Raw genomic sequence first — 21109 nt, 5'->3', positions numbered from 1 at the left:
TTTATTTTGCGCCTTAATCCTTTTCGTGTCTAAGCTGCTATCTTTTCTTCTGATTCTGACACGATTTGTTTGTTCTTTTTTATAAATAATCTCATACCTAATTTCACTAATTCATTTACTACTATTATAAGTGAAGATAAAATAATTATCTTTAACCACATACCAGCACTTAAAGATACTGCATTAAAGAATTTTGCGAACACTTCAGTTACAAATATTTGCGCTACTGCCGTGACCGTAATTATCTTTAAAAATGTGGTATTTTTTGTAATGCTAGGGATAATACTATCTGTGCCAAATTCTCTACAGTTAAAGGCATTAAATAATGCACTAAAAGCAAATAATGCAAATAATACTGTCTGCATTTGGTTTGGTCCCGTAACTCCCTCTTTTGGGAATCCTGCTCCTAATATGTCAAATTTCATCTGAATCATAATAACTAAAGTTATACATACCGCATTGGTAATCATACTTTTCATCATTTGTTTAGTTATAATACTGGCATTTCTATTTGTAGGTTTTCTATTTAAAACAGCGTCTCTTACTGGTTCTAGTCCAAGTGATAGTGCTGGTGGTCCATCCATTATAATATTTACCCATAAGAGTTGTATTGTAGTGAATGGCATTTGAAAGTCGAATACCACTGATAAAATAGCAGTTAAGAATGCAATTATATTTACAGTTATCTGGAATTGTATAAATCTTTGGAAGTTTTCATAAATACCTCTTCCCCACTTAATTCCCTTAACAATAGTTCCAAAACTATCATCTGTTAAAATTATATCCGCTGCATTTTTACTAACCTCTGTTCCAGCTATACCCATAGCTATACCTACATCTGCTTTAGTAAGGGCTGGAGCATCATTTATTCCATCTCCAGTTACTGCAACTACTTCTCCATTACTTTGAAGTGCAATAACTATTCTCATTTTTGTATCAGGTTTTGAACGTGCTACTATTGAAATAGTAGTTATCTCATCTTTAAGTTCTTCGTCAGACAATGTATCTATATAAGTAGCCTCTACTGCCCTATTATCGCCGTCTAGCAAGCCTAATTCTTCACCTATAGCAATAGCTGTATTAATATTATCACCTGTAAGCATTTTTGTAGCAACTCCTGCATGTCTAGCAGTTTCTATAGCTTCTTTAACGTCAAGTCTTAGTGGATCTCTTATTCCTACAAAACCTGTAAACACTAAGTCATCTTCTAAAGTTCCTTGCTCGGTTGCCATAGCTACCTCACCATTTATATTCCCATATGCAAAACCAAGTACTCGCATTGATTTTTTCTGGAGTATTTCGATTTCATCTAATATTTCTTTCCTTCTAGCTGCATTTAGTTCTACTTCATTGCAACTAATATGTTCATATTTACATAACTCTAGAATAATTTCTGGTGCTCCCTTTGTTAATACTGTAGCCCCTTCCTCTTCTTCTATAACAGTACTCATTCTCTTGCTCTTTGAACTAAATGGAATCTGATGAGCTATGTTTGCATTTTGTCTTTCTTGTACATAATCATAATCTTCATTGTATAAAAGAAGCGCGCATTCTGTTGCACTACCTAAATATTTAACTTCTGAATCATCCTTTTCAATATCTGCTGTTGAGTTTACAAGGCAGTTATCTATAAAGTAGTTATTGCTATCGCTTAGTTCATCTCGTCCTCTAAATTTACCGTTTAAATAAACTTTTTCTACAGTCATTCTATTTTGAGTAAGTGTACCTGTTTTATCTGAGCATATTACACTTACAGAGCCTATTGTCTCGCAGGCTTCCTTTTTAGTAACAAGCGCATTTATCTTAGCCATTTTCTGCATAGTAATTGCAAGTGTCATATTTATCATTGTTGGAAGTCCTTCTGGTACAGCTGCAACAATTAATGTCACACATACAACAAAGGCAGTTTTTATGGGTTCAACAGATTGTAAAAACGCAAATATTCCGGAAGTGTCTGGTGATATAGTCTTTGCTAAGACCAATTTTATAATCATAACTATAAATAAAACAGCAGCTATAGCACTTGAAACTTTTGAAATTTTACCACCCAGATCCCCAAGTTTTGCTTGAAGAGGTGTTTGAAGATCACTATCTTCAAGATTTTTAGCTATTTCACCCATTTGAGAGCTGTCTCCTGTTGCAGTAACTACAAAACTAGCTCTACCATAAGCAACTAGTGTGCCTCCAAAAACCATATTCAATTGTTTTGCTGGAATAGGGTCTTGTACAATATTTTTATCTTTAGATTTTATATTTTCCATTTCTATTATAACTTGGTCATCTTTACTTACATCCTCTGATTCTCCAGTAAGCATGTCTTCTCTAACCATTAAATCTATGCTGCTTACAAGTCTTCCATCTGCTGGTACCATATCCCCAGTCTCAATTAATACTATATCACCAGGTACCAAATCATTTTTATTAACTTGAATAATTTTCCCATCTCGTGTTACTTTTACCTCTATGTTTTCTGTCATTTTTGAAAGTGCATCTGCAGCCTTTTGTGATTTTCCTTCTGTAAAAATTCCTATTCCAATTCCTATTGCTACGGCGCATACTATACCAATAGCATCCTGGCCTTCCCCTACTAACGCACTAATAACAGCTGCCACTAAAAGTATTATCATCATAGGCTCCATTATTGCTTCCTTAACGCTATCCCATATAGATCCTCTTTCTTGTTTAGTAAATTCATTAGGACCATATTTCTCTAGTCTTTGTTTAATCTGAGAACTCGATAATCCTTTGCTACTGTCAACCTCAAAATTGTTTAGAACTTCTAAGCTTTTTTCATTAAAATATTTAATGTTGTCCACCCCTTTATTTTTTTAACTTTACAACTTGATTAAAATTTTAATATAATTATTTCTCCTTTACACAAAGTTATATATAAACCAAAGACCCTTAACACACTTAAACACCAACGGTTTCATTGTGCTAAAAGTCTCACTGTAGCAAATGCTATGATAAAGCCAGGTTTTTAAAACCGGTTATGTTGACTTTATCGCCCTTACGGGTAGTTACTCCCTCTTAGCTTGAAAAAAAGTATAAAAAAATAAAAGACTTTTAACACAACGATCCATTTATAGATCATTGCGCTAAAAGTCTCACTTGACTGGAATTAGCCACGATAAAGCCAGACCTTAAGGTCGGGTATGTTGACTTTATCACCTATAAATAGGTAGTTACTCCCTTTTAACATTCATAATTGTTATTTAATTAATAATATTATAGTATCATAAAATTTATGACTATGCAATACGAGACTAAGATAAACCTTATTTTCATATTCTTTTTAGTTTAAACATCCTTTTGTCATATCCTACTATAGTTTAATATGCTAAGATTCACTAATAGCCATATCTTTTAATCTAACATAATTAACTAATATAATTCTCAAAATAGAAAGTTAAATAATTATGGGATATGTTTAAATTATATTTTAGAGTAAACCAACATAATCTCTGAATTGACACCTAAAGCATTAATCAGTTTCTAATTGAATTAATTCAACCTGGCTATCTTTATTTAAAATTAAGGTAGTTGTATATCCATAAAGATGCTGCGGCGCAGAACCTCCAAAACTATAGCCTGAATGTACAGCAAAGGGTAATGTATACTCCTGAGATTTTATTTGATTATCTTCCATAGTTAACTCCCTATTTTCTTACAAATTTATATTGTTATATTCTCTCCACGAATGCATCACATACATGGCTACCAACCAATTTCATTCTGAAATGTGTCTAAAATAGCTGGTCACAAAGGTTTTTTCTTCATTAGGACTGTCCACATAAAAGATTTACCAAATATGTTTTCATCAGTGGATTCTTTCATTTCTCTAAATTCAATTATCTCAAAATAAGGCTCTAAAATTGTTTTTAATTTATATTCAGAAAATCCAAGCCCTCCAAGCATTGAATTATCTCTATAAACATCATAATCAGATATATTTGCACCACCTTTTAAATTGAAGCATATCATTGCAAAATATCCATCAGGTTTTAAGTATTTCAAGATGGTTTTTAGGTATTGATTTCTTCTATGTGGCTTAATATGATGAAGGCACCCACTATCATAAATAAAATCAAAACTCTCTGGCTTATCTTGAAACTCAAATATTGATTGGCATAAAAAATTCACTTTTGTAGATTGCTCTTTTTCTATTTGTTTTCCCCATTCAATAGAAGTTTTTGAAAAATCTATTCCATTAGCTTCCATACCTCTCTGTGCAAGATAAAAAGAGTTTCTTCCATTTCCACATCCAATATCAAGTGCCTTTCCATGCTTTATTAACTCTCTATCAAAGTATGAAATAAGGTTTTCATCAGCAATGTTTTTAAAGAATGGAATTGGCTTCTCCTTATCAGAATAGAAATTATTCCACCACTCACTATCTCGTTTTTCTAAAAGATTGTCTAACATAATAAGTATGTCATTTTCTGTTTTAATAATCTCTGAATTAATTTTATCCAACATAATTGATATCCCCCTCTAATAATCATAAAAAGAACAAGTTTAGTTACTACTTTCCTTCGGAATTTTTTACAAATGTAATACAATACTTTTTTAATCCCTCATTATCTTTACCTAATTATACCATTGAATTCAAAACTAAATTATGAAAATTTAGTTATAATAATTGGGTTGATGGTTACAAATTTAGATATTAAACAGATTATAAATATGATTAATAAAAATAAAACAAAAGAATTTGAGAAGCCCAATGACAACATTCTTAACTAGAACTTAACTCCATAAAATCCAGTTGCTGATATAGAAAAATACTTATAGGAAAACAAATTAAACAGCTATGAGAAAATTCATAGCTGTTTAATAATTTATTCATTGTGTTGCCTCCTAGATTCTATTTTATGTTAGCTAACACAAATGCATCACATACATGGCTATCGCAAGCGAATTCACAATACTTGCATTGCTTCCTATATAGTTCAATATTAAAATCTAAACTAAAATCATAATTATCCAACCTAAGTATTAACTCCACAATTTTCTTCTCATGAATTCTATGAATACTCTCTGAATAATTAATGGTGATGATATCCTCTTTATACTGTGGTTGCCAAAATTTCATACTTATATTTTCAAAGGGTATATCTTTATTAAATATTTCTAAAGACCTTTCACCTAATATATACATATAAACAATAGCCTGCATTCTCTTAATTACTTCATTATAATTTAATTTCCTATTCTCCGTTTTCCAGTCCCATATTTCTATTTTGTTATTTGGCTTAATAATTATTAAATCATACTTTGCTTGGAGCCTAATATTATCTTTTCTCATTCTAATTTCATATTCCGGCAAATATATGTTTTCATCTAAAATAGTAAATTTTTCTCGAAGTGACTTTGTAAAGTCCAGCAATTTAGTATTGCTATCATTTATAACCACAGGAATATTTGAAAAATATCTTTGAGCTATAAGATGAAAATCCAGTCCCATGTCCATATTCTCATAATAATCCTCATCACTTATTGAATCTTTTTTCCATCTGATATTATCCAAATATTTCAGTTTAAATTTATAAGGACATTTATCAAAAGTATTTAAAAGATTTTGACTATAGTAGACATGATTTAATTTTCTAATGTCTATCATTTAAAGCACCCCTTTGAGCATTTATGTAATCTTGAAGAACATAAAAATACTTTGATGGTTTATCTTCATTCCATTTACCTTCATTACACTGGGTTGCCATTAAAATCAAATATTCTTTTGCCCTGGTTATCCCAACATATAAAAGCCTTATTTTTTCATTTATTATTTGTATCTTAGCTTCTTTTAATGGATCTTCGCAAATATTGTTTCCTAAAATTTTAGCTATTTCAGACCTGCAAAGAACTACTGGATTTTTAAATTCATCTTTTAGATAGTAATAGTCTTTAAATTTATCCGTTGTCATATAAGGGTATTGATAGGATGTATTATTTAATATTAATACACAATCCCATTCCAGCCCTTTGGCTTTATGGCAGGTAGATACCGTTATTCTATCAGGAGATGGTTCATATCCTTCTAGGTCGTATATTATGCCTGAAATATGATCTAGTATACTATTCTTTCCATCTAATAATTGCTCTGCAACATAACCTAATGAAAATTCACTATTATCTTTAGAACCAAATCTAATATAAGAGGAAACAGCCTCTGCCATTGCTCTGCTTTCAAGACTAAAATTTAGAACATCACTAATATATAAAATTAGGCTATCAAAATGTGTCTGAGGATATTCAAATATTGTTCTAATTAAATCCAATGAACTTATAAATTGTTTATACACCTTGGAGTCTAATATTCCCCCTGGAATATCCTGTTCATTTATCTTACCACCACTGGGGTATATAAGCTTTTCAACATCATAACTGCAAATAAAACTAAGCAACTTTTCACTTTCTTCATTATTCTCCTGGCAAAACACATTTTTAATTAAATCTTTAAATATAACACTATCTTGTGGACTTGAAATAAATTGAAGTATATATCCTAGTGTGCTTACAACTTTAATTCTTTTATCTGATTTATTTGATAATTCATCACATTCAACATTATAAGATCTAAGATTATCTGCTATTTCTCTAACTTGCTTATTAAAAGGAACTAATATTGCGCAGGTTTTACTGGGGAATTTTTCTTTAAATTTCATAGCCACGCCAACTGCTTTTTTAGTTTCTTCTTCTCTTGAATTACATATCATAGTGCTTATGCCATAGTTATCTTGGCTTACTTTTGCTTTCTCATTCAGACTTTTAATGTTTTGATTTACTAATGCACTTCTACACTTTTCTTCTTCATGTTGATTGTTTGTATACTTAACTAGTTCATTCGCTAAATTAATGATATTATTTGTACTACGCCCTGCCATGAACATTTCGAAGGCATTGTTTGCCTTACCACAAAATTCCCTGAAAAATTTAGGATCAGAGGCTGTAAATGTTCCTGTTATGCTTTGATTAACATCACCAACTCTTACTAAATTGCCACTTTTGCCTGAAATTAAGCTTAGTATTTTTCCTTGAATTAAGTTAGAGTCTTGACATTCATCTTCAAACACAAAGGTATATTTCTTTTGCAGCTTTTCTCTAACAGCAACATCAGTTTTTAAAAGTTTATACGCAAGAATTAACAAATCATTGTAATCTATATAACCCTCACTTTTTAAGATTTTGGTGTAAGCATCATAAATTTCAGATATATGTACTAAGATATTATTTTGATCTAATGACTTTATATCCTCTTTTAATTTTTCAGGAGAAATGTCATTTATCTTTAATTCACCAATAATCGTATCCGCTGTTATAAAAAAATCATTCCACCAATTATCTTGTTTGCCTGCGTAATTATTTAAGGCTTTATCCGATATCATACTCTTAAATGAAGCTTCTCCGCCCTTCCTTCGCCACATTGATATACATTTATTTAAATATAAACTTTTATTAACATCATCCAATATTTCAAATTCCGCATTGACCCCCATTACATCTGGTCTATCTTTTAATATTTTTAGTGCTAAACTATGGATAGTCATAACTTCATAATCGTTGCTTGCGTTTATTCCTTTATTTTGTAACACCATTGAGATTCTATGTTTAAAATTGTTAACTGCACTATTCATAAGTGTAACTATAAGTATTTTGCCAGGTTTATGGACCTTATCCACTATAATCTCACATACTAGATTACATATTATAAAGGTCTTTCCCGCTCCTGGAACTGCTGGGACCGCCATAGTTCCTCCTCGATACTTCATTATAGGCAATTGGTCCTCTCTATAAATTATTTCTTTAACTTCATTACTAATATCTTCATCATTCATCTCCTTAGTCAATAGTTTCACCTCTTTCACTTAATATTTCTATAAGCATATCTGCAAATTTACTTTCCTGCTCAAATCCACTTAAAGAATATTCACTACCATATATGTATAATTCACCTCTGCATTTTCTTAATAAGCAATTAATAACAGACATTAGAATTCCATAAGCATTTTTATTTTCTTCCTTTTCGGTATACATATCATCAATATTCCAATTACTCTTTAATACATGAGCATTTGATAATTCGCCCACATTTCTTGGAGACCACATATTACTGCTGATATCTGTCCATATCTGAACCTTACTGCTTAAATTAGAGGTCAAATATGTATAAGGAGATGTTAAAACTATACAATTATCTTGTAATAACATTTCCTGCAACTCATTCATAGAATAAAATCCACTTCCCTCACCTCGAATAAATTCTATAAATCTCTCCTCTGAACATTGCCCTTTAAATTCTAATTTATCTAAAGTATTTATGAAACCTTCGCAGCTTTCATATAACCCTATATAGTCCTCTATATGTTCTTCAACTTTTGGAAGAATTATAAGTACCTCTGAAAATGCATTTCTGAAAAATTCGCCAAGAGATCTCTTGTGGTCCTTTAAATCAACTTTATAATTTTCTATCCACTCTTTTAACTCATTATATTTACCAACTGCTACGCTTCCTACTCTATCTTCAATATCGAGACTAAGATCTTGCAACCCACCTTCTCGCGCAAAAGGATAAAGCAGAGAACTCCGCGTAGCATCTAGCCTTAACATAAAAGAAAAAAAGTTTTTATAATCTTCCTTTGTTAACCTTATGCTTTTATAATCATTGCATAATACTGCGAGCACTATTAAAGGGTGTAAATATTCATTGTCTATAAATCTGTTCTTACTTGAGTTCTCCATTACCGATATATTTAATTCCACTGCTTTTTTGTGAAGTTCATATGAAAGAATGAAATCATTAAATGGACATATTATTGCTATGTCCTTTGGCATAAATCCCTGATTTAATAATTCTTCAATTTTTAGTATTATTTTCTGGACCATCTGAGGTCTTAGTTGTGATGACATATCAATAAAGGCAGGGACATCTTCATTTATTTTATCTTCCCTATAAGAAGTGTGCGCCCTGTTATCTATTACACTAGCAAGTTTAATAAAATCATCATTGCAGCAAAAATGATTATCTAAGGTAATCTCGTGATATTCAGTGTTTAATTTGCTCTTAAAGTAATCAGTATTAGCTCCATAATAACTACACAGACCACCACTCGGATTATAAAACAAGTATGACATATCCACCTTATTAATAATCTTAAATACTAATTCTTGCTCTGCAGGTGAAGCCTCATCTATATCATCTACTATAAGATATTTTATATTATTTAGACTAGTATATCTTGAATCATGAAGTAAATAATTATTATATAAATAAAAAGATAGACCATAATCTACAACACCATTACGTAATAATTTTGAGATATAATACCCAGTTACCTCGTCCAATTGATTATATGTTTCTTTAACTAAAAAATCATTCACCTCTAATGAATTATAAAGCCTAGTTCCTATTTCCTCAAAAGGCACTAATGATAGTGCAGCATTATTAATATTAGAAATTAAATCTGATGCTATTTTTGAAGACGTTGACGTTATATCTTGAAAGTATCCCTTAGAATTTTTGAAATGTGTAACTAGAGCTTTCATAGCATAATTTGTAGCATCAAAAGATGCGAACTCAGGCTTTAATATATTAATTTTTATTTCCGTGCAATTTTCTACTACATAAGGCCAATAGAGAGATAGCTCCCTCCTTATAAATCCATAATAGGAACTTTTTCTAATTTCAGAAGCAGTATTAAAAATCATATCTTTTGACCATGTAATATTTTGATACCTATTCATAAATAAACACAATATATTTGAACTTTTAATGTTTTTATTTTCTATCAGCTCCCTGTATTTAGTGGTTGCAAGGGTTGTTTTACCACTTGCAGAATTTCCTTTAACTAAGATACATTTCTGAGCGAATTTATTTTCTTCCAATTCATTGTAGGCCTGCGTATAGTTCATAATTTCAACTCCATGTATTATTTTGGTGCCACCCACGTGGCAAGTGGCAAGTTCTTATTCTTAATCATCTTCCTCTCTACCTTCAGTATAAATCCCATCTAGATTTCCATCATCAATTGCGGGCTCCCGATTCTTATAAGAAATGTAATGTGATTTACCCATTTTATCAAATCCGCATGATTTGGGTTCATAACACAAAATTTCAAATCGATATTTTTTTATATTTTTTCAAAATACCATTGAATTTCTATATTAGACATATTGGCCAAAATACCTTTAAGATATTAATACAGCACTAATATTTATAATTTCCACAAATGTATCTACAATCATTTAAACTTAGGAAAATTAAATCCCAATTCACAATATCTATTGGATATGCGAATATATGTTCTTATATTGGAAATAATATTATTATATCATATGATTTCAGTCAAAAATTTGATATACTTGAGGAGTGATAAAATAATTGAAAAAATAAAATATATATATATAAATATAATGAGTTATACTTCTGATATATAATATTATACTAATAACAGGCGGTGAAATAAATGGATAAAGAAATATTAGAAATATTAAAGAGGTTAGAAATTAGGCAAAATGAAACATATCAAATAGTTAAAGCTCTTGAGCACTCAGCAGAGATAAATAAGGCAGAACACGACAATATGACCAATGATATTTCTCATATCAAGGGCAATGTTGAGGCAATTAGGAAAGATATAAGCAACGTTGAAATTATAACAAGTAGTAATTGGAATGACATAGCAAAATTGAAATCCGTTAAATAACCAGGGTGAATCCTTGGTTATTTTATTTTTAAAAATAACTTTCAAGATATACTGGTGCCACCCACGTGGCAAGTGGCAAGTTTTTATTTTTTGTGATTATATTTATATGGTATCATTCACGAAAGGTGAAAATTTGCCTTTTGATATAAAAAATAACAAAACTATAATTATATGCATCTTCGCTTAGGAAAATTTTTATATTTCATTATTTAAAATGCAATTTAATTCTAGAACTTTAGTTTTGCTGAATTAAAGGCTTAAGGGACGATAAATTACCGAAAGATTGTACCATCAAAAAAGTCACTAGTAATATTTGGTGCCCCCCTCCTAAATGGATAGAGGTTTTACGCATTAGTCATATAAATCCGAAATCATTATAAACTAAGTTATAAAATTTAAGATTTAGAGAATTTTCATACTTCTGATACTCCCATGCCTTAAGGCGTGAGAGTATCAGACCAGTAATCTACAATTGTTTACTTAAATTATACCCTTCTATCTATATTTCTGCTTTGCTACGTTAACTACAAAAACAATAATCGGTATTGTAGCAAGCACATAAAATAAAACAGTTGATATACTTATACCAATAAAAAATAGCATTACTCCATATAAAATACTAATTGAGGCAGTCAAGAGATATTTTGTTTTCTTAGTCTTAGCTGTTTTATATACAATTAATGCTACAAAAACAACACTTATTTGTATAATTAATCCATTCACCATATTCACTACCTTTTTATAATTTTTATATATATTTCTTTAGTAATTCTACTTAAAAGACTTTTTTCAAAACTATTCTTTATTATTGTCATTTCAATCCTTTATATTTAATAAAATCTCTATATTTGTGATTTTCATTTGCTTTTTTCACTTCCTACAGCATTTTTTGTATATTTTACCACTACCGCAAGAACATAACTCGTTTTACCTTATATCATTATACCTCAATTACTTACACCCATCAAAATAATCCATAACGCTTGCAAATATAGTGTACGTTGGCATAATTATCTACCTAATACCTTTTCTTGTTCTCTTTGTAGAACCATATTAGATAACATAATATAAAAATCCTGCTCTTCTTTGCTCTTTGCCTTCTTAAATAAAGTCTTTAATTGACTATAAGAACAATTTAAAAAAATATCATATATTCTATTGTTTTCACTTTCCATATTTTCTCCCCATTTCTAAGATTCGCATAGTCTAAAACAAAGCTTATTGTCACTGCGATCTTTATCTTTCTTTAGAAATCTCATCAATACTTATATTTGGATTGGTGTATCTCCCCTTTTTTTCAGTGCCACTTCCATATTGAATTGCTTTTACGGGACAATAATGGATACACGCCAAGCACTGGGTACATTTTTTACCCCACTGTACCTTCTCACTCACTTTAATATTATTACAGTTACAAACTTTTTCACAAATACCACAGCCAGTACAATTATCATTAGCATAAAACTTTGTAGTATTAACGGCATTTTTATTAAACAAAGGGTTTATAACCCCGGTTAATAACCAGGGAAGAATGCCTTTTTCCAACTTAAATATATTTGTTGTTCTTTGCTTAATAGTAATATTGATATCTTTTAGGGTTTCATCTGCCCTGGATAGTTTTTCTTTTTCTATCTCTTTGGTGTCTACATTACCCATTATTATATAGTTATTTGGCATTTTTATAGAAAATCCACTGTTAAAACTTATACCCTTTTTCTTCAAGCAATCACCCATAACTTTCATGGTATTCCCGATATTATCTCCACAAGTTACAACAGAGAAGATGTAGTTACTGTGGTAATTACTAATCTTAAGTTTTTCAATAAATTCAACCACCATTTTGGGAGGCCCCCATGCATATACCGGAAATACAAAGCCGATTATTTCATCTGCTTTCAAGAGGTATTCATAATACTCATTACCTCTGTTTAAGGTAGCGGATATTGAAACTAATTTTTCACTATTATTCTGAGCTATACTTTTAGCTACATAAAGAGAGTTTCCCGTTCCTGAAAAATAAAATATCATAATTATCATCCTTTCAAATTCATATTAGTAAACCTAAAAAGTTCTCATTGGTGCTGCCTTTTGCTAGTGGAAGATTTTAAATAAAAAGCTATCAAAATACTCCTCAGCACTATACAAACAAACTCTCCAAATCCTCTTGTGTCATTTGTGTTATGATGTTTTCCTCATTGGTATTCTCGTCCATTACATTTTTAATCATTTCTCTCTTCTTTTGCTGTAGATTATATATTTTTTCTTCAATGGTACCTTTTGCAAGAAGCTTTATCACTTCTACGGTTTTGTGCTGCCCAATTCTGTGTGCTCTATCCGTGGCTTGATCTTGCACAGCTGGGTTCCACCATGGGTCAAAGTGTATTACAATGTCTGCTCCGGTTAAATTAAGTCCCGTTCCTCCAGCTTTTAAAGAGATTAAGAATACATCTGCATCCCCCTCATTAAATTCCTTAACCAGTTCCATTCTATGTTCACTTTTAGTGTTTCCATCCAAATACATATATTTTATATTCTTTTTATCAAATCTAGTTCTTATATTTTTAAGCACAGAAGTAAATTGTGAAAATAATAGTATCCTATGCCCTTGCCCTACGCTATCTTCTAAAATCTCATCTAAGGCTTCCATTTTGCCATTATCACCTACATAATCTTCTATGAATACAGATGGATCACAGCATATTTGTCTGAGTCTTGTTAAAATAGAGAGTATTTTTATCTTACTCTTACTAAAACCATTCTCTCTTATTTCTTCATCAATGTCATTCTTAGCTTTATCAAGATATGAAGCATAAAGCTTTTTTTGCTGCTCTGTCATATCCACCACCAGCTTATGTTCTATTTTAGGAGGCAATTCTTTAATAACATCTTTTTTAAATCTTCTTAAAATAAAGGGCTTTATGTGCCTGTTTAATTCCATTAATGCAGTTTTATCGTTATTTTTTATAATTGGCGATTCATATAATTTTGTAAATTTAGCATGGGTAAGCAAATAACCTGGCATAATAAAATCAAAAATGGACCAAAGTTCCGTTAAAGAGTTTTCAATTGGTGTACCCGTAAGTGCAAAATACCCCTTTGCCTTAATCTCTTTTACAGAAGTAGCATTTATAGAAAGGGGATTTTTTATTTGTTGTGCTTCATCTAAAATGCAGTAATTAAAACTGATCTCCTTATATTCTTCTATATCTCGCCTTATAAGGGGATAGGAAGTAATCACCACATCACAATTTTTTATCTCATTCATCAGTTCTTCTCGTTGTTTCTTAGAACCGGATATTACCACTGCATTAAGTTCCGGGGCAAATTTTTCTATCTCACTCTGCCAATTATATACCAGTGAAGTAGGGGCTATAACTACTGAGGGCTTACCCCCTTTTTCTGAAAGTAGAAAGGCTATAGCCTCTAGTGTTTTACCAAGTCCCATTTCGTCTGCAAGTATACCGCCAAATCCGTACTCAGCTAAGGTTTTAAACCATTTAAAACCTATTTTCTGATAGTTACGCATAATGCTATCCAGTGATTCTGGAACTACATAATCCATATCTTTTACATCACGTACATTATTGGTAAGTTCTCTAAAATTCTTACTCCTCTTTAAATAATCCATTTCTTTATCCCTTATCTTTTGATCAAGATATAGGGCATTATATTTGGAAATTAGTATCTTTTCTTTGCTTAAATCCTTATCTTTTATGCCTAAGAAGTCAATCATCTCACCAAGGTCTTCTATAGCCTTATCTTCAAGAGATACAAAGCCCCCTTCTTTAAGTCTGTGATATTTTTTCTTCTCTCTCAAAGCACTGAAGATATCTTTAAGTTCCTCTCTACTCACCCCTTCAAGTTCAAAAGAAAATTCTAATAAATTATCCTCATTGAGCTTTATTCCACCTTTTAAGTTTGACTTTCCATAAACCTTAATATTTTTAAAGCTTTCTGAATAATATACTTCGGAAAATTCCTGCAGCTTATTCATTCCATCCGTAAGAAAGCTCACCATATTCTTTTCATTTTTCATCACATAAAAGCTCTGCTCTTCTTCAAACCCAAAACTTTTCAGTATGCGCTGGCAGTTTTCTTCTTTTTTGATATCTCGAATCAGTATTTTTTCAGTCTTTTGACTCTCCTTTTTTTCTAGTGGACTTATATCTATTTCGCCATAGTTAAACTTTATTGAAGCCGTTATAATCTCATCTTTTTTATCTAGGTAAACCTTAATAACAAGTGGTGCTTCGTAAAAATTCTCATTAATATTTTTGTCAAAAGCAACCTCCTCTGCCACGCTTTTAAGCTTAGGTAAAAGATAAGAGGCTATCTTTTCCCCTTCCTTCTTACTGAAAACTACCTTTTGGCCTTTTTTGCTTAAAATTAATTTGTAGATAGGAACATACTTAGAGCACTGATCCCTTGGAGGAAGGTATACGTTGTCCTTATACCAAAATACTTTATAAGACTTATCTAAGGGTTTTGGTAGATCACCTAATTGCTCTAGTTCTATAGCTTCATTTTTCATACCCATTTTAAACTTTAGAGGCATGGTACCTTCTATTATATCGGTAGCCCTGTATTCCTTATTATTAACCACCGCATCAATTGTTCTTTCTTTTGCTAATCTAAAGAATTTATATAATACCTTATCTGTTAAGAAAAGCTTTTTCCCTGTAAACATTGAATTATTATATGAGTTATAATAGTCATAGGAACTAGTACGGTCTCCCTCTATATCTCTTATTTCCATGAACATTTCCATTATTTGCGCGTCAACTGCATTAAATTTATGTAAATTTGGATCATATGTAAAACCCTTTCCAAACTCAACAACTTCCTCTTCCATTAATGAACTTAGAAAATTTCTCATATTTTTTATAACATAATTCTTTTCAAGTCCTAGTTTAAGTTCGACATAAGGCTTTGGAGATAATGAATCATCAAAAAACTTAATCTCTAAATTAAGTTCTCTTTTATAATCATCACTAATCTGCGCAACTTCTTTAAGCTCTTCAAGTAATAAGTCAATATCAGATTTTTTTGAAGCTGCACTTAAATCATCTTGATAATCTTTACTATATTTTAAAAGCACCGCTGCTATATGTTTACAAAGAACCTGACCTCCATTATCTACTGCTTCTTGATATTCCTCGCAATTGCACCTTATCTGTACCTGATTGGACTTATTATCCCAGTTAATATGAACGGAGTTGCTATTAAACCCGTTGAAGGAAATTACATTGGTGGAAATACTCAATTGTTTAATATCTTTTTTGCCTTGCATTGTACTTTCTTTTATTTCTAGCGGTTCAACATAACCGCCCTCATAATATTGCATTGCTCTTTTAAAAGTAATATCATCTGCCCATTCTCTTATCTGCGTTTCCGCTATTCTCACAATTTGTTCCTCCGTTAATTTTATTTACGAGTTCATCATAATTAATATTATTATACCTCAATAATTTACAACCATCAAAGAAATAAAAGTAGCAATAAAAATAATGAATAGGGCGCCAAAGATAAAAATTTGCCTTGTAAAAATTTTTAAATAAAAAGCCATCAAAATGTTTTTACATTTTAATAGCTTTTATGAACATCTTCTAATTTTTTTATAAATTCCTCTTTAACCTTATCCTTCCATGTAGAACCTTATTAAACTTGGAAAGTTATGACCATCATCTAAAAAGTATTGTAGATAAGTTGTAATTTCTTCAAAATTCTCTCTGTACACCTCTAAAATCTGTATCAAGTTCTTCCTTGCATCTTTTAGAACATAATTATTAAGATTTAGAAGTTCAATAGTGCATGATGCTCTCTTGTTTCTTATATCCTCTATATCTTTATGTATTGGAATAATTTCTCCACTGGCTAGGTTATAGGTAAGAAAATCTTTTGGATTTTCAATTACTGGATTAATAAATTCCTCAGAATATTTATTTTGTTTTACGCTGCCACAACTATTCTTTTCATTGCAAGAGACAATTAAATTATTATATTTTTGAAATAAACTTCATTGTCGTTCTTAAGATATTTTCGAAGGTATGCCCATAAGTCTCATATCAAAACAGAAGCCCTCCTTCTCAAAGCTTTCAAGAATAAACCTCGCCTTGTAAAATTTTTTAAATGAAAAAAGCTATCAAAATGTTTTTACATTTTAATAGCTTTTATAATGATCCTTTAGGGTTCAACCACGTGGCACGAGGCAAAAAATATAATGGATAAACACTAAATGCCTGTGCTAATTTATTCTTCTGCTATCATGGTGTATTGCCATAAATAATATAATACATGAAACTGCTGCAAAGAATATAAAGGACTGAATATATGGCACAAAGTTATAGCTACCACCTTGCCAAAAATCTATGAATTCTCCACTAATATAGGTGGTTGGAAATGCATATGCCACAGCCTTTATTGATTCAGGAAGATCTTTTGTCTGCACACCAAACATTCCACTTAAAACCATTATTGCAAAATATAACATCATAGTTATGGCAAAGGTTGGCCCAAACTTTTTGAAAAATAGTGATATTCCATGCGCTAATATAAACAAAAAGGTAGCTAATAAATATAAAGAAACTATTAAAATAAGTGCTGAGCTTAAAGATGGCACCTGCACTTTTAACACAGAACAAACTACTACAGTGTAAACAACCAATGATAGGGTTATAAAAATCAAATTAGCACATATTTTAGAAATCAATACAGTTTTCTGACTATAGCCAAACAAACGTAAACGTAATGGTATATTTTTTTCCAGCTCCTGTGAAAATACAGCAGAATACCCTATAAGAATAGATGCTAATGGAATAATTACGCTATTAGTGATATATATACCTGTTATAAAAATATCTTTCATATCTCCTGGCACTTTACCTACCATTGCTTTTCCAAAGAATATTGTAATCCCTATTGGAAAAAACACTCCAAAAATCATTGTAAATATATTCCCCATTAAATTTCTAAATTCATATTTTACGAGTCCCAAATTAAATAGCTTTGTATTCATCACTAGCCCCTCCCGCAAGTTCGACCTTGTACCTTGCTTTAGCATTAATAGACATTATTTCAATATCACTATTGCTTCTTTTAAAGTTTATATCCTCATCTATTAATACCTTTATTATTTCTAATTCCTTATTATCACTTGTACAAGAGATAGCTATTAAATGGTCAGGTGCTATTATTTTAGGGAAGCTCCACGTTAATTCTTCGTTTCTTTTAGTATTTTCAATGGTTATTGTTGATTTACCACAGTATTTCTTAAAGAGTTGCTCTTTACTGCCAAAGTCAACTACTTTCCCATTGTCTAAAATCAGTATTTTACTCGCCAGGTTCTCTAGCTCTTCATAATAATGAGAAACAATGCAAATGGTGGCTCCTTTATTCTCATACCACTGAGTTATTTTATTCATTAATTGTTGGCGAGTTTCAAAGTCTAGTCCAGATGTAACTTCATCAAAGAATACCAAAGGTGCATCTTGAATTAAAACTAATATTATTGTTAAACGTTGCTTTTGCCCCCCTGATAATGCACTAAATTTTTTATTAAGACATTCCTCAAAATTCAAGAAGCTAATTAGCTCCTGCAAAACTTTATTGCTTTTTATCTTTGTATTCAAAATAGCCTCAATTATATATTTAACCGCCATGGTATCCACATAATTATTTTCCTGCATGTGTGCAGACATTTCTTCTGGCTTTAAACTCGTGTGAATGGTGCCGTTATAATTTGTAAGTCCTAATATTGATTTAACTAGTGTAGACTTTCCTGCTCCATTGGAGCCAATTATCCCTATGCGATCCCCAGCCTCAAATGTTATTGGTGATTTTATTGATAATGCAATTTGCTTGCCATATTTCACTTCTAAATTTTGTATAGTTACCATAATTACTCTCCCCATCTAAAGATTTATTATGGTTAAATTATACCAACTCCTCATGAATTTCATGTGAAGATTGTATGTGAATGGTGTGGTAATTATATAAATTAATATGAAGAATACTGCCTCTTATTTATCCTCTTAAAATCTTAGTATTTGTAAAAAACACGCTAACTTCTACCCCAGCATCAATATTTTTAACCTCTACTTGATAGTTTAATAGGCTTGCATAATAAGCTACAATATAAAGCCCCAATCCATGTCCCCTATTTTCATTATTACTTGAAACAAAGGGATCAAATATGTGTGGTAATAGTTCACTATCTATAAATGCCCCATAATTAATAATAGTTAATGCACCCTGCGTTAATGTAATTTTTATATTCCCTTCTTTTGGTGTATAGGTTATAGCGTTATTTATTAGGTTATCTATTATTTTAAAAATAAGCTTCCTATCTGTATTTATATTTGTGAAGTTAATTTCCTTTTCTACATTAACCGTTAGCCCCTTTAATTTCACTTGCACCTCATGGTAGGTGAGACTTTCATCAATTATTTCATTAATATTTATAGTTTCCTTATAGATGGCTTCAATGCTATTGTTAAGATTCAAAATATCATCTATTATTTTTCTCATAGACTTTAATTGAAGCTTAACCTTTGGCAAATGCGCCTTGACGTCTTTGTATTTCCCTATTTCATCTATCATACCCTCCACCAGAAGTAGTGCTGCTGCAACTGGGGTTTTTAGTTGGTGGGAAGAAGCTCTTAGAAATACCTCTTGCCTTTTATTTTGCTCTGCCAGATAGTTATTCTTTTTTTCAAGCTCCTTAAAATTATCATTTAATTTTAGGTATAGTTCATTTAGGGTATCACCTAAAACCGCAATTTCATCCTGACCTTCTATTTTCATTAATTCAATTTCCATATTGCTATTTTCTTTCATAAACACAGCATGATTTACCAGCTTTTCTATTGGAAGCACTATTTTTCTTGAAAATAAAATAGTTGATACCAATATTAATAAAAGAGCAGTGGCAATAATCATCGGTAGACTTTGAATGATTATTGGTCTTATCTCGCCTATTTTAGGAGTCATTGCTGTAAATACCGATAGGATAGTATCGTCCTTGTGGATACTTATAGCAATATAGTTCGTGTAATAGTTACTTCCATCAGATACATTGGATTCAAAAATAACCGTATCATCATTTACTACATTAAACTTCGATGATGTTTCCGTGTAAATATTCTTATAATCATTTTCTAAAAACTCAAAGGTTAGGGGGAAATTATCCTTAAATAACTTATCTTTAAAAACAATCACTGTATTACTTGTAAAATCAAAATCCTTTTTATCTATATTTTTTATTTCCTCCCTGTGCGCTGCGTAGTATCTTACTTTTTCAATAACCTTTAGTATTTCCTTATCATTAATATTTATTTTTACAGAGATTAACTTATTTGAGATAAAAACCGCATTACCAGTAGCCGGTATTTTAATGGTTGCTGTTCCTGCAGGGTTACTTGAGGATATATTTTTATAATTCCCGTCATTTATATAGTTTTCTTGTATGGATTTTATTGTTTTAAAATTACTCTTTTTCATATGATCCACATATAATGAAGGCAACATTAATAGAAAATATGCTATCATTAAGGTTACTATAGTCCCTGATATAATTGCACTATACACGAAGGTCTTCTTTGATAAGTTCAAAAATCTCCCTCCTTATCAAACTTATAACCTACACCGGTTACTGTTTTTATATATTTTTTAGGTAACTTTTTTCTCAGATTTTTCACATGTGCATCTATGATTCTATCGCTTCCGAAATACTCCTCATTAAAAATTTTCATTATTAATTGTTCACGAGTAAATACTCGGTTTGGTTCTTTGTGCAGCGTTTGTAAAAGTAAAAATTCACTTAATGTTAACTCCAAAGATTCATTGTCGTAGTAGCCTTGATAGGCTTCATCATTTATATATAAGCCTTTTACTTCGGTAATTTTTGTGCTGCTACCCATGGTCCTACGCAATATTGTTTCTATACGTTTAAGTAGTAACAAGGGTGAAAATGGCTTTAGTACATAATCATCAGCATAAAGATTAAATGCTTTTAGCTGCGTTTGTTCGTCTCCAAGAGCTGTTAACATTATTGTAGCCATTTTGGGATTTGTTTTCTTTATATGCTCAAGAACAACTAGTCCACTTATCTTGGGCACCATTATGTCGAGTATTGCTAAATCAAAATAATTGCACTTTAAAAATTTTAATGCCTCTTCTCCATCACTTGCACAAACTACTTCGTAATTCTGCATCTTCATATATTCTGTTGTTACCTCAGATATTGTGGGCTCATCCTCCAAAAACAATATTTTTATCATATTATCCTCTTCCTTGTTTGATCTTTTTTAAATTATGAGTTAATTTTTATTTGAAAACCATAAAACTAGCTCTATTTCACAATTCATTATACTATAAATTTTATCATTATATCTATATTTTACCTG

15 protein-coding genes and 1 pseudogene are annotated in these 21109 nt (G+C 30.8%); 1 reads left to right on the top strand and 15 read right to left on the bottom strand.

The features are described 5' to 3' along the window. Positions 1 to 29 precede the first annotated feature (29 nt). The 6 genes from G9F72_RS10735 to G9F72_RS10710 form a co-directional block, all read right to left on the bottom strand. On the bottom strand, positions 30 to 2807 hold the full coding sequence (locus G9F72_RS10735) for a calcium-translocating P-type ATPase, PMCA-type (RefSeq protein WP_164956448.1): 2778 nt from the start codon (positions 2805 to 2807) through the stop codon (positions 30 to 32). A 677-nt stretch (positions 2808 to 3484) separates the two neighbouring features. Beyond that, positions 3485 to 3649, bottom strand: coding sequence for a hypothetical protein (locus G9F72_RS10730; RefSeq protein WP_164956411.1), 165 nt, complete (start codon positions 3647 to 3649; stop codon positions 3485 to 3487). A gap of 110 nt (positions 3650 to 3759) precedes the next feature. Then, positions 3760 to 4479, bottom strand: a complete 720-nt coding sequence (locus tag G9F72_RS10725) for a class I SAM-dependent methyltransferase (protein ID WP_164956410.1) — start codon at positions 4477 to 4479, stop codon at positions 3760 to 3762. 388 nt (positions 4480 to 4867) lie between these two features. Then, a complete protein-coding gene (locus G9F72_RS10720) occupies positions 4868 to 5623 on the bottom strand; it encodes a PD-(D/E)XK nuclease family protein (RefSeq protein ID WP_164956409.1) in 756 nt (251 codons plus the stop codon). Continuing rightward, entirely contained in the window at positions 5610 to 7850 is a 2241-nt protein-coding gene (locus G9F72_RS10715) for an ATP-dependent helicase (protein WP_164956408.1), read from the bottom strand. Before G9F72_RS10715 ends, G9F72_RS10720 begins: the two co-directional genes overlap by 14 nt. After that, positions 7843 to 9912: a hypothetical protein gene (locus G9F72_RS10710; RefSeq protein ID WP_164956407.1), complete on the bottom strand. Its 2070-nt coding sequence runs from the start codon at positions 9910 to 9912 to the stop codon at positions 7843 to 7845. Before G9F72_RS10710 ends, G9F72_RS10715 begins: the two co-directional genes overlap by 8 nt. Positions 9913 to 10466: 554 nt before the next feature. Between G9F72_RS10710 and G9F72_RS10705 the strand changes: the two genes are divergently transcribed. Beyond that, positions 10467 to 10706 carry a hypothetical protein gene (locus tag G9F72_RS10705; RefSeq protein ID WP_164956406.1) on the top strand — a complete coding sequence of 80 codons (240 nt, stop codon included), beginning with the start codon at positions 10467 to 10469 and terminating at the stop codon, positions 10704 to 10706. A gap of 495 nt (positions 10707 to 11201) precedes the next feature. Here G9F72_RS10705 and G9F72_RS10700 read toward each other — a convergent pair whose 3' ends face one another. The 9 genes and pseudogenes from G9F72_RS10700 to G9F72_RS10660 all read right to left on the bottom strand — a co-directional run bounded on the left by G9F72_RS10700 (position 11202) and on the right by G9F72_RS10660 (position 20983). After that, positions 11202 to 11432: a hypothetical protein gene (locus G9F72_RS10700; protein WP_164956405.1), complete on the bottom strand. Its 231-nt coding sequence runs from the start codon at positions 11430 to 11432 to the stop codon at positions 11202 to 11204. 144 nt (positions 11433 to 11576) lie between these two features. After that, positions 11577 to 11633 (bottom strand): annotated as a pseudogene (locus G9F72_RS27590) (SEC-C metal-binding domain-containing protein); the annotation flags it as partial. Between the two features lie 83 nt (positions 11634 to 11716). Next, positions 11717 to 11881: a hypothetical protein gene (locus G9F72_RS10690; RefSeq protein ID WP_164956404.1), complete on the bottom strand. Its 165-nt coding sequence runs from the start codon at positions 11879 to 11881 to the stop codon at positions 11717 to 11719. A 61-nt stretch (positions 11882 to 11942) separates the two neighbouring features. Beyond that, positions 11943 to 12734, bottom strand: a complete 792-nt coding sequence (locus G9F72_RS10685; protein WP_164956403.1) for an EFR1 family ferrodoxin — start codon at positions 12732 to 12734, stop codon at positions 11943 to 11945. 109 nt (positions 12735 to 12843) lie between these two features. After that, a complete protein-coding gene (locus G9F72_RS10680) occupies positions 12844 to 16110 on the bottom strand; it encodes an SNF2 helicase associated domain-containing protein (RefSeq protein ID WP_224676069.1) in 3267 nt (1088 codons plus the stop codon). A gap of 840 nt (positions 16111 to 16950) precedes the next feature. Beyond that, positions 16951 to 17721, bottom strand: a complete 771-nt coding sequence (locus G9F72_RS10675; protein ID WP_164956402.1) for an ABC transporter permease — start codon at positions 17719 to 17721, stop codon at positions 16951 to 16953. Further along, positions 17702 to 18601 (bottom strand): ATP-binding cassette domain-containing protein, encoded by a 900-nt coding sequence (locus G9F72_RS10670; RefSeq protein WP_164956401.1) that lies wholly within the window; start codon positions 18599 to 18601, stop codon positions 17702 to 17704. Before G9F72_RS10670 ends, G9F72_RS10675 begins: the two co-directional genes overlap by 20 nt. Before the next feature lie 127 nt (positions 18602 to 18728). Then, a complete protein-coding gene (locus G9F72_RS10665; protein WP_164956400.1) occupies positions 18729 to 20315 on the bottom strand; it encodes a sensor histidine kinase in 1587 nt (528 codons plus the stop codon). Further along, positions 20312 to 20983, bottom strand: coding sequence for a response regulator transcription factor (locus G9F72_RS10660; RefSeq protein ID WP_164956399.1), 672 nt, complete (start codon positions 20981 to 20983; stop codon positions 20312 to 20314). The genes G9F72_RS10665 and G9F72_RS10660 overlap by 4 nt, the downstream gene beginning before the upstream one ends. Positions 20984 to 21109: the final 126 nt, after the last annotated feature.

It is taken from the genome of Clostridium estertheticum, assembly GCF_011065935.2.
Taxonomy (GTDB): Bacteria; Bacillota; Clostridia; order Clostridiales; family Clostridiaceae; genus Clostridium_AD; species Clostridium_AD estertheticum_A.
Note: the sequence above shows the minus strand (reverse complement) of the source record. Positions and strands in the feature narration are given on the sequence as shown.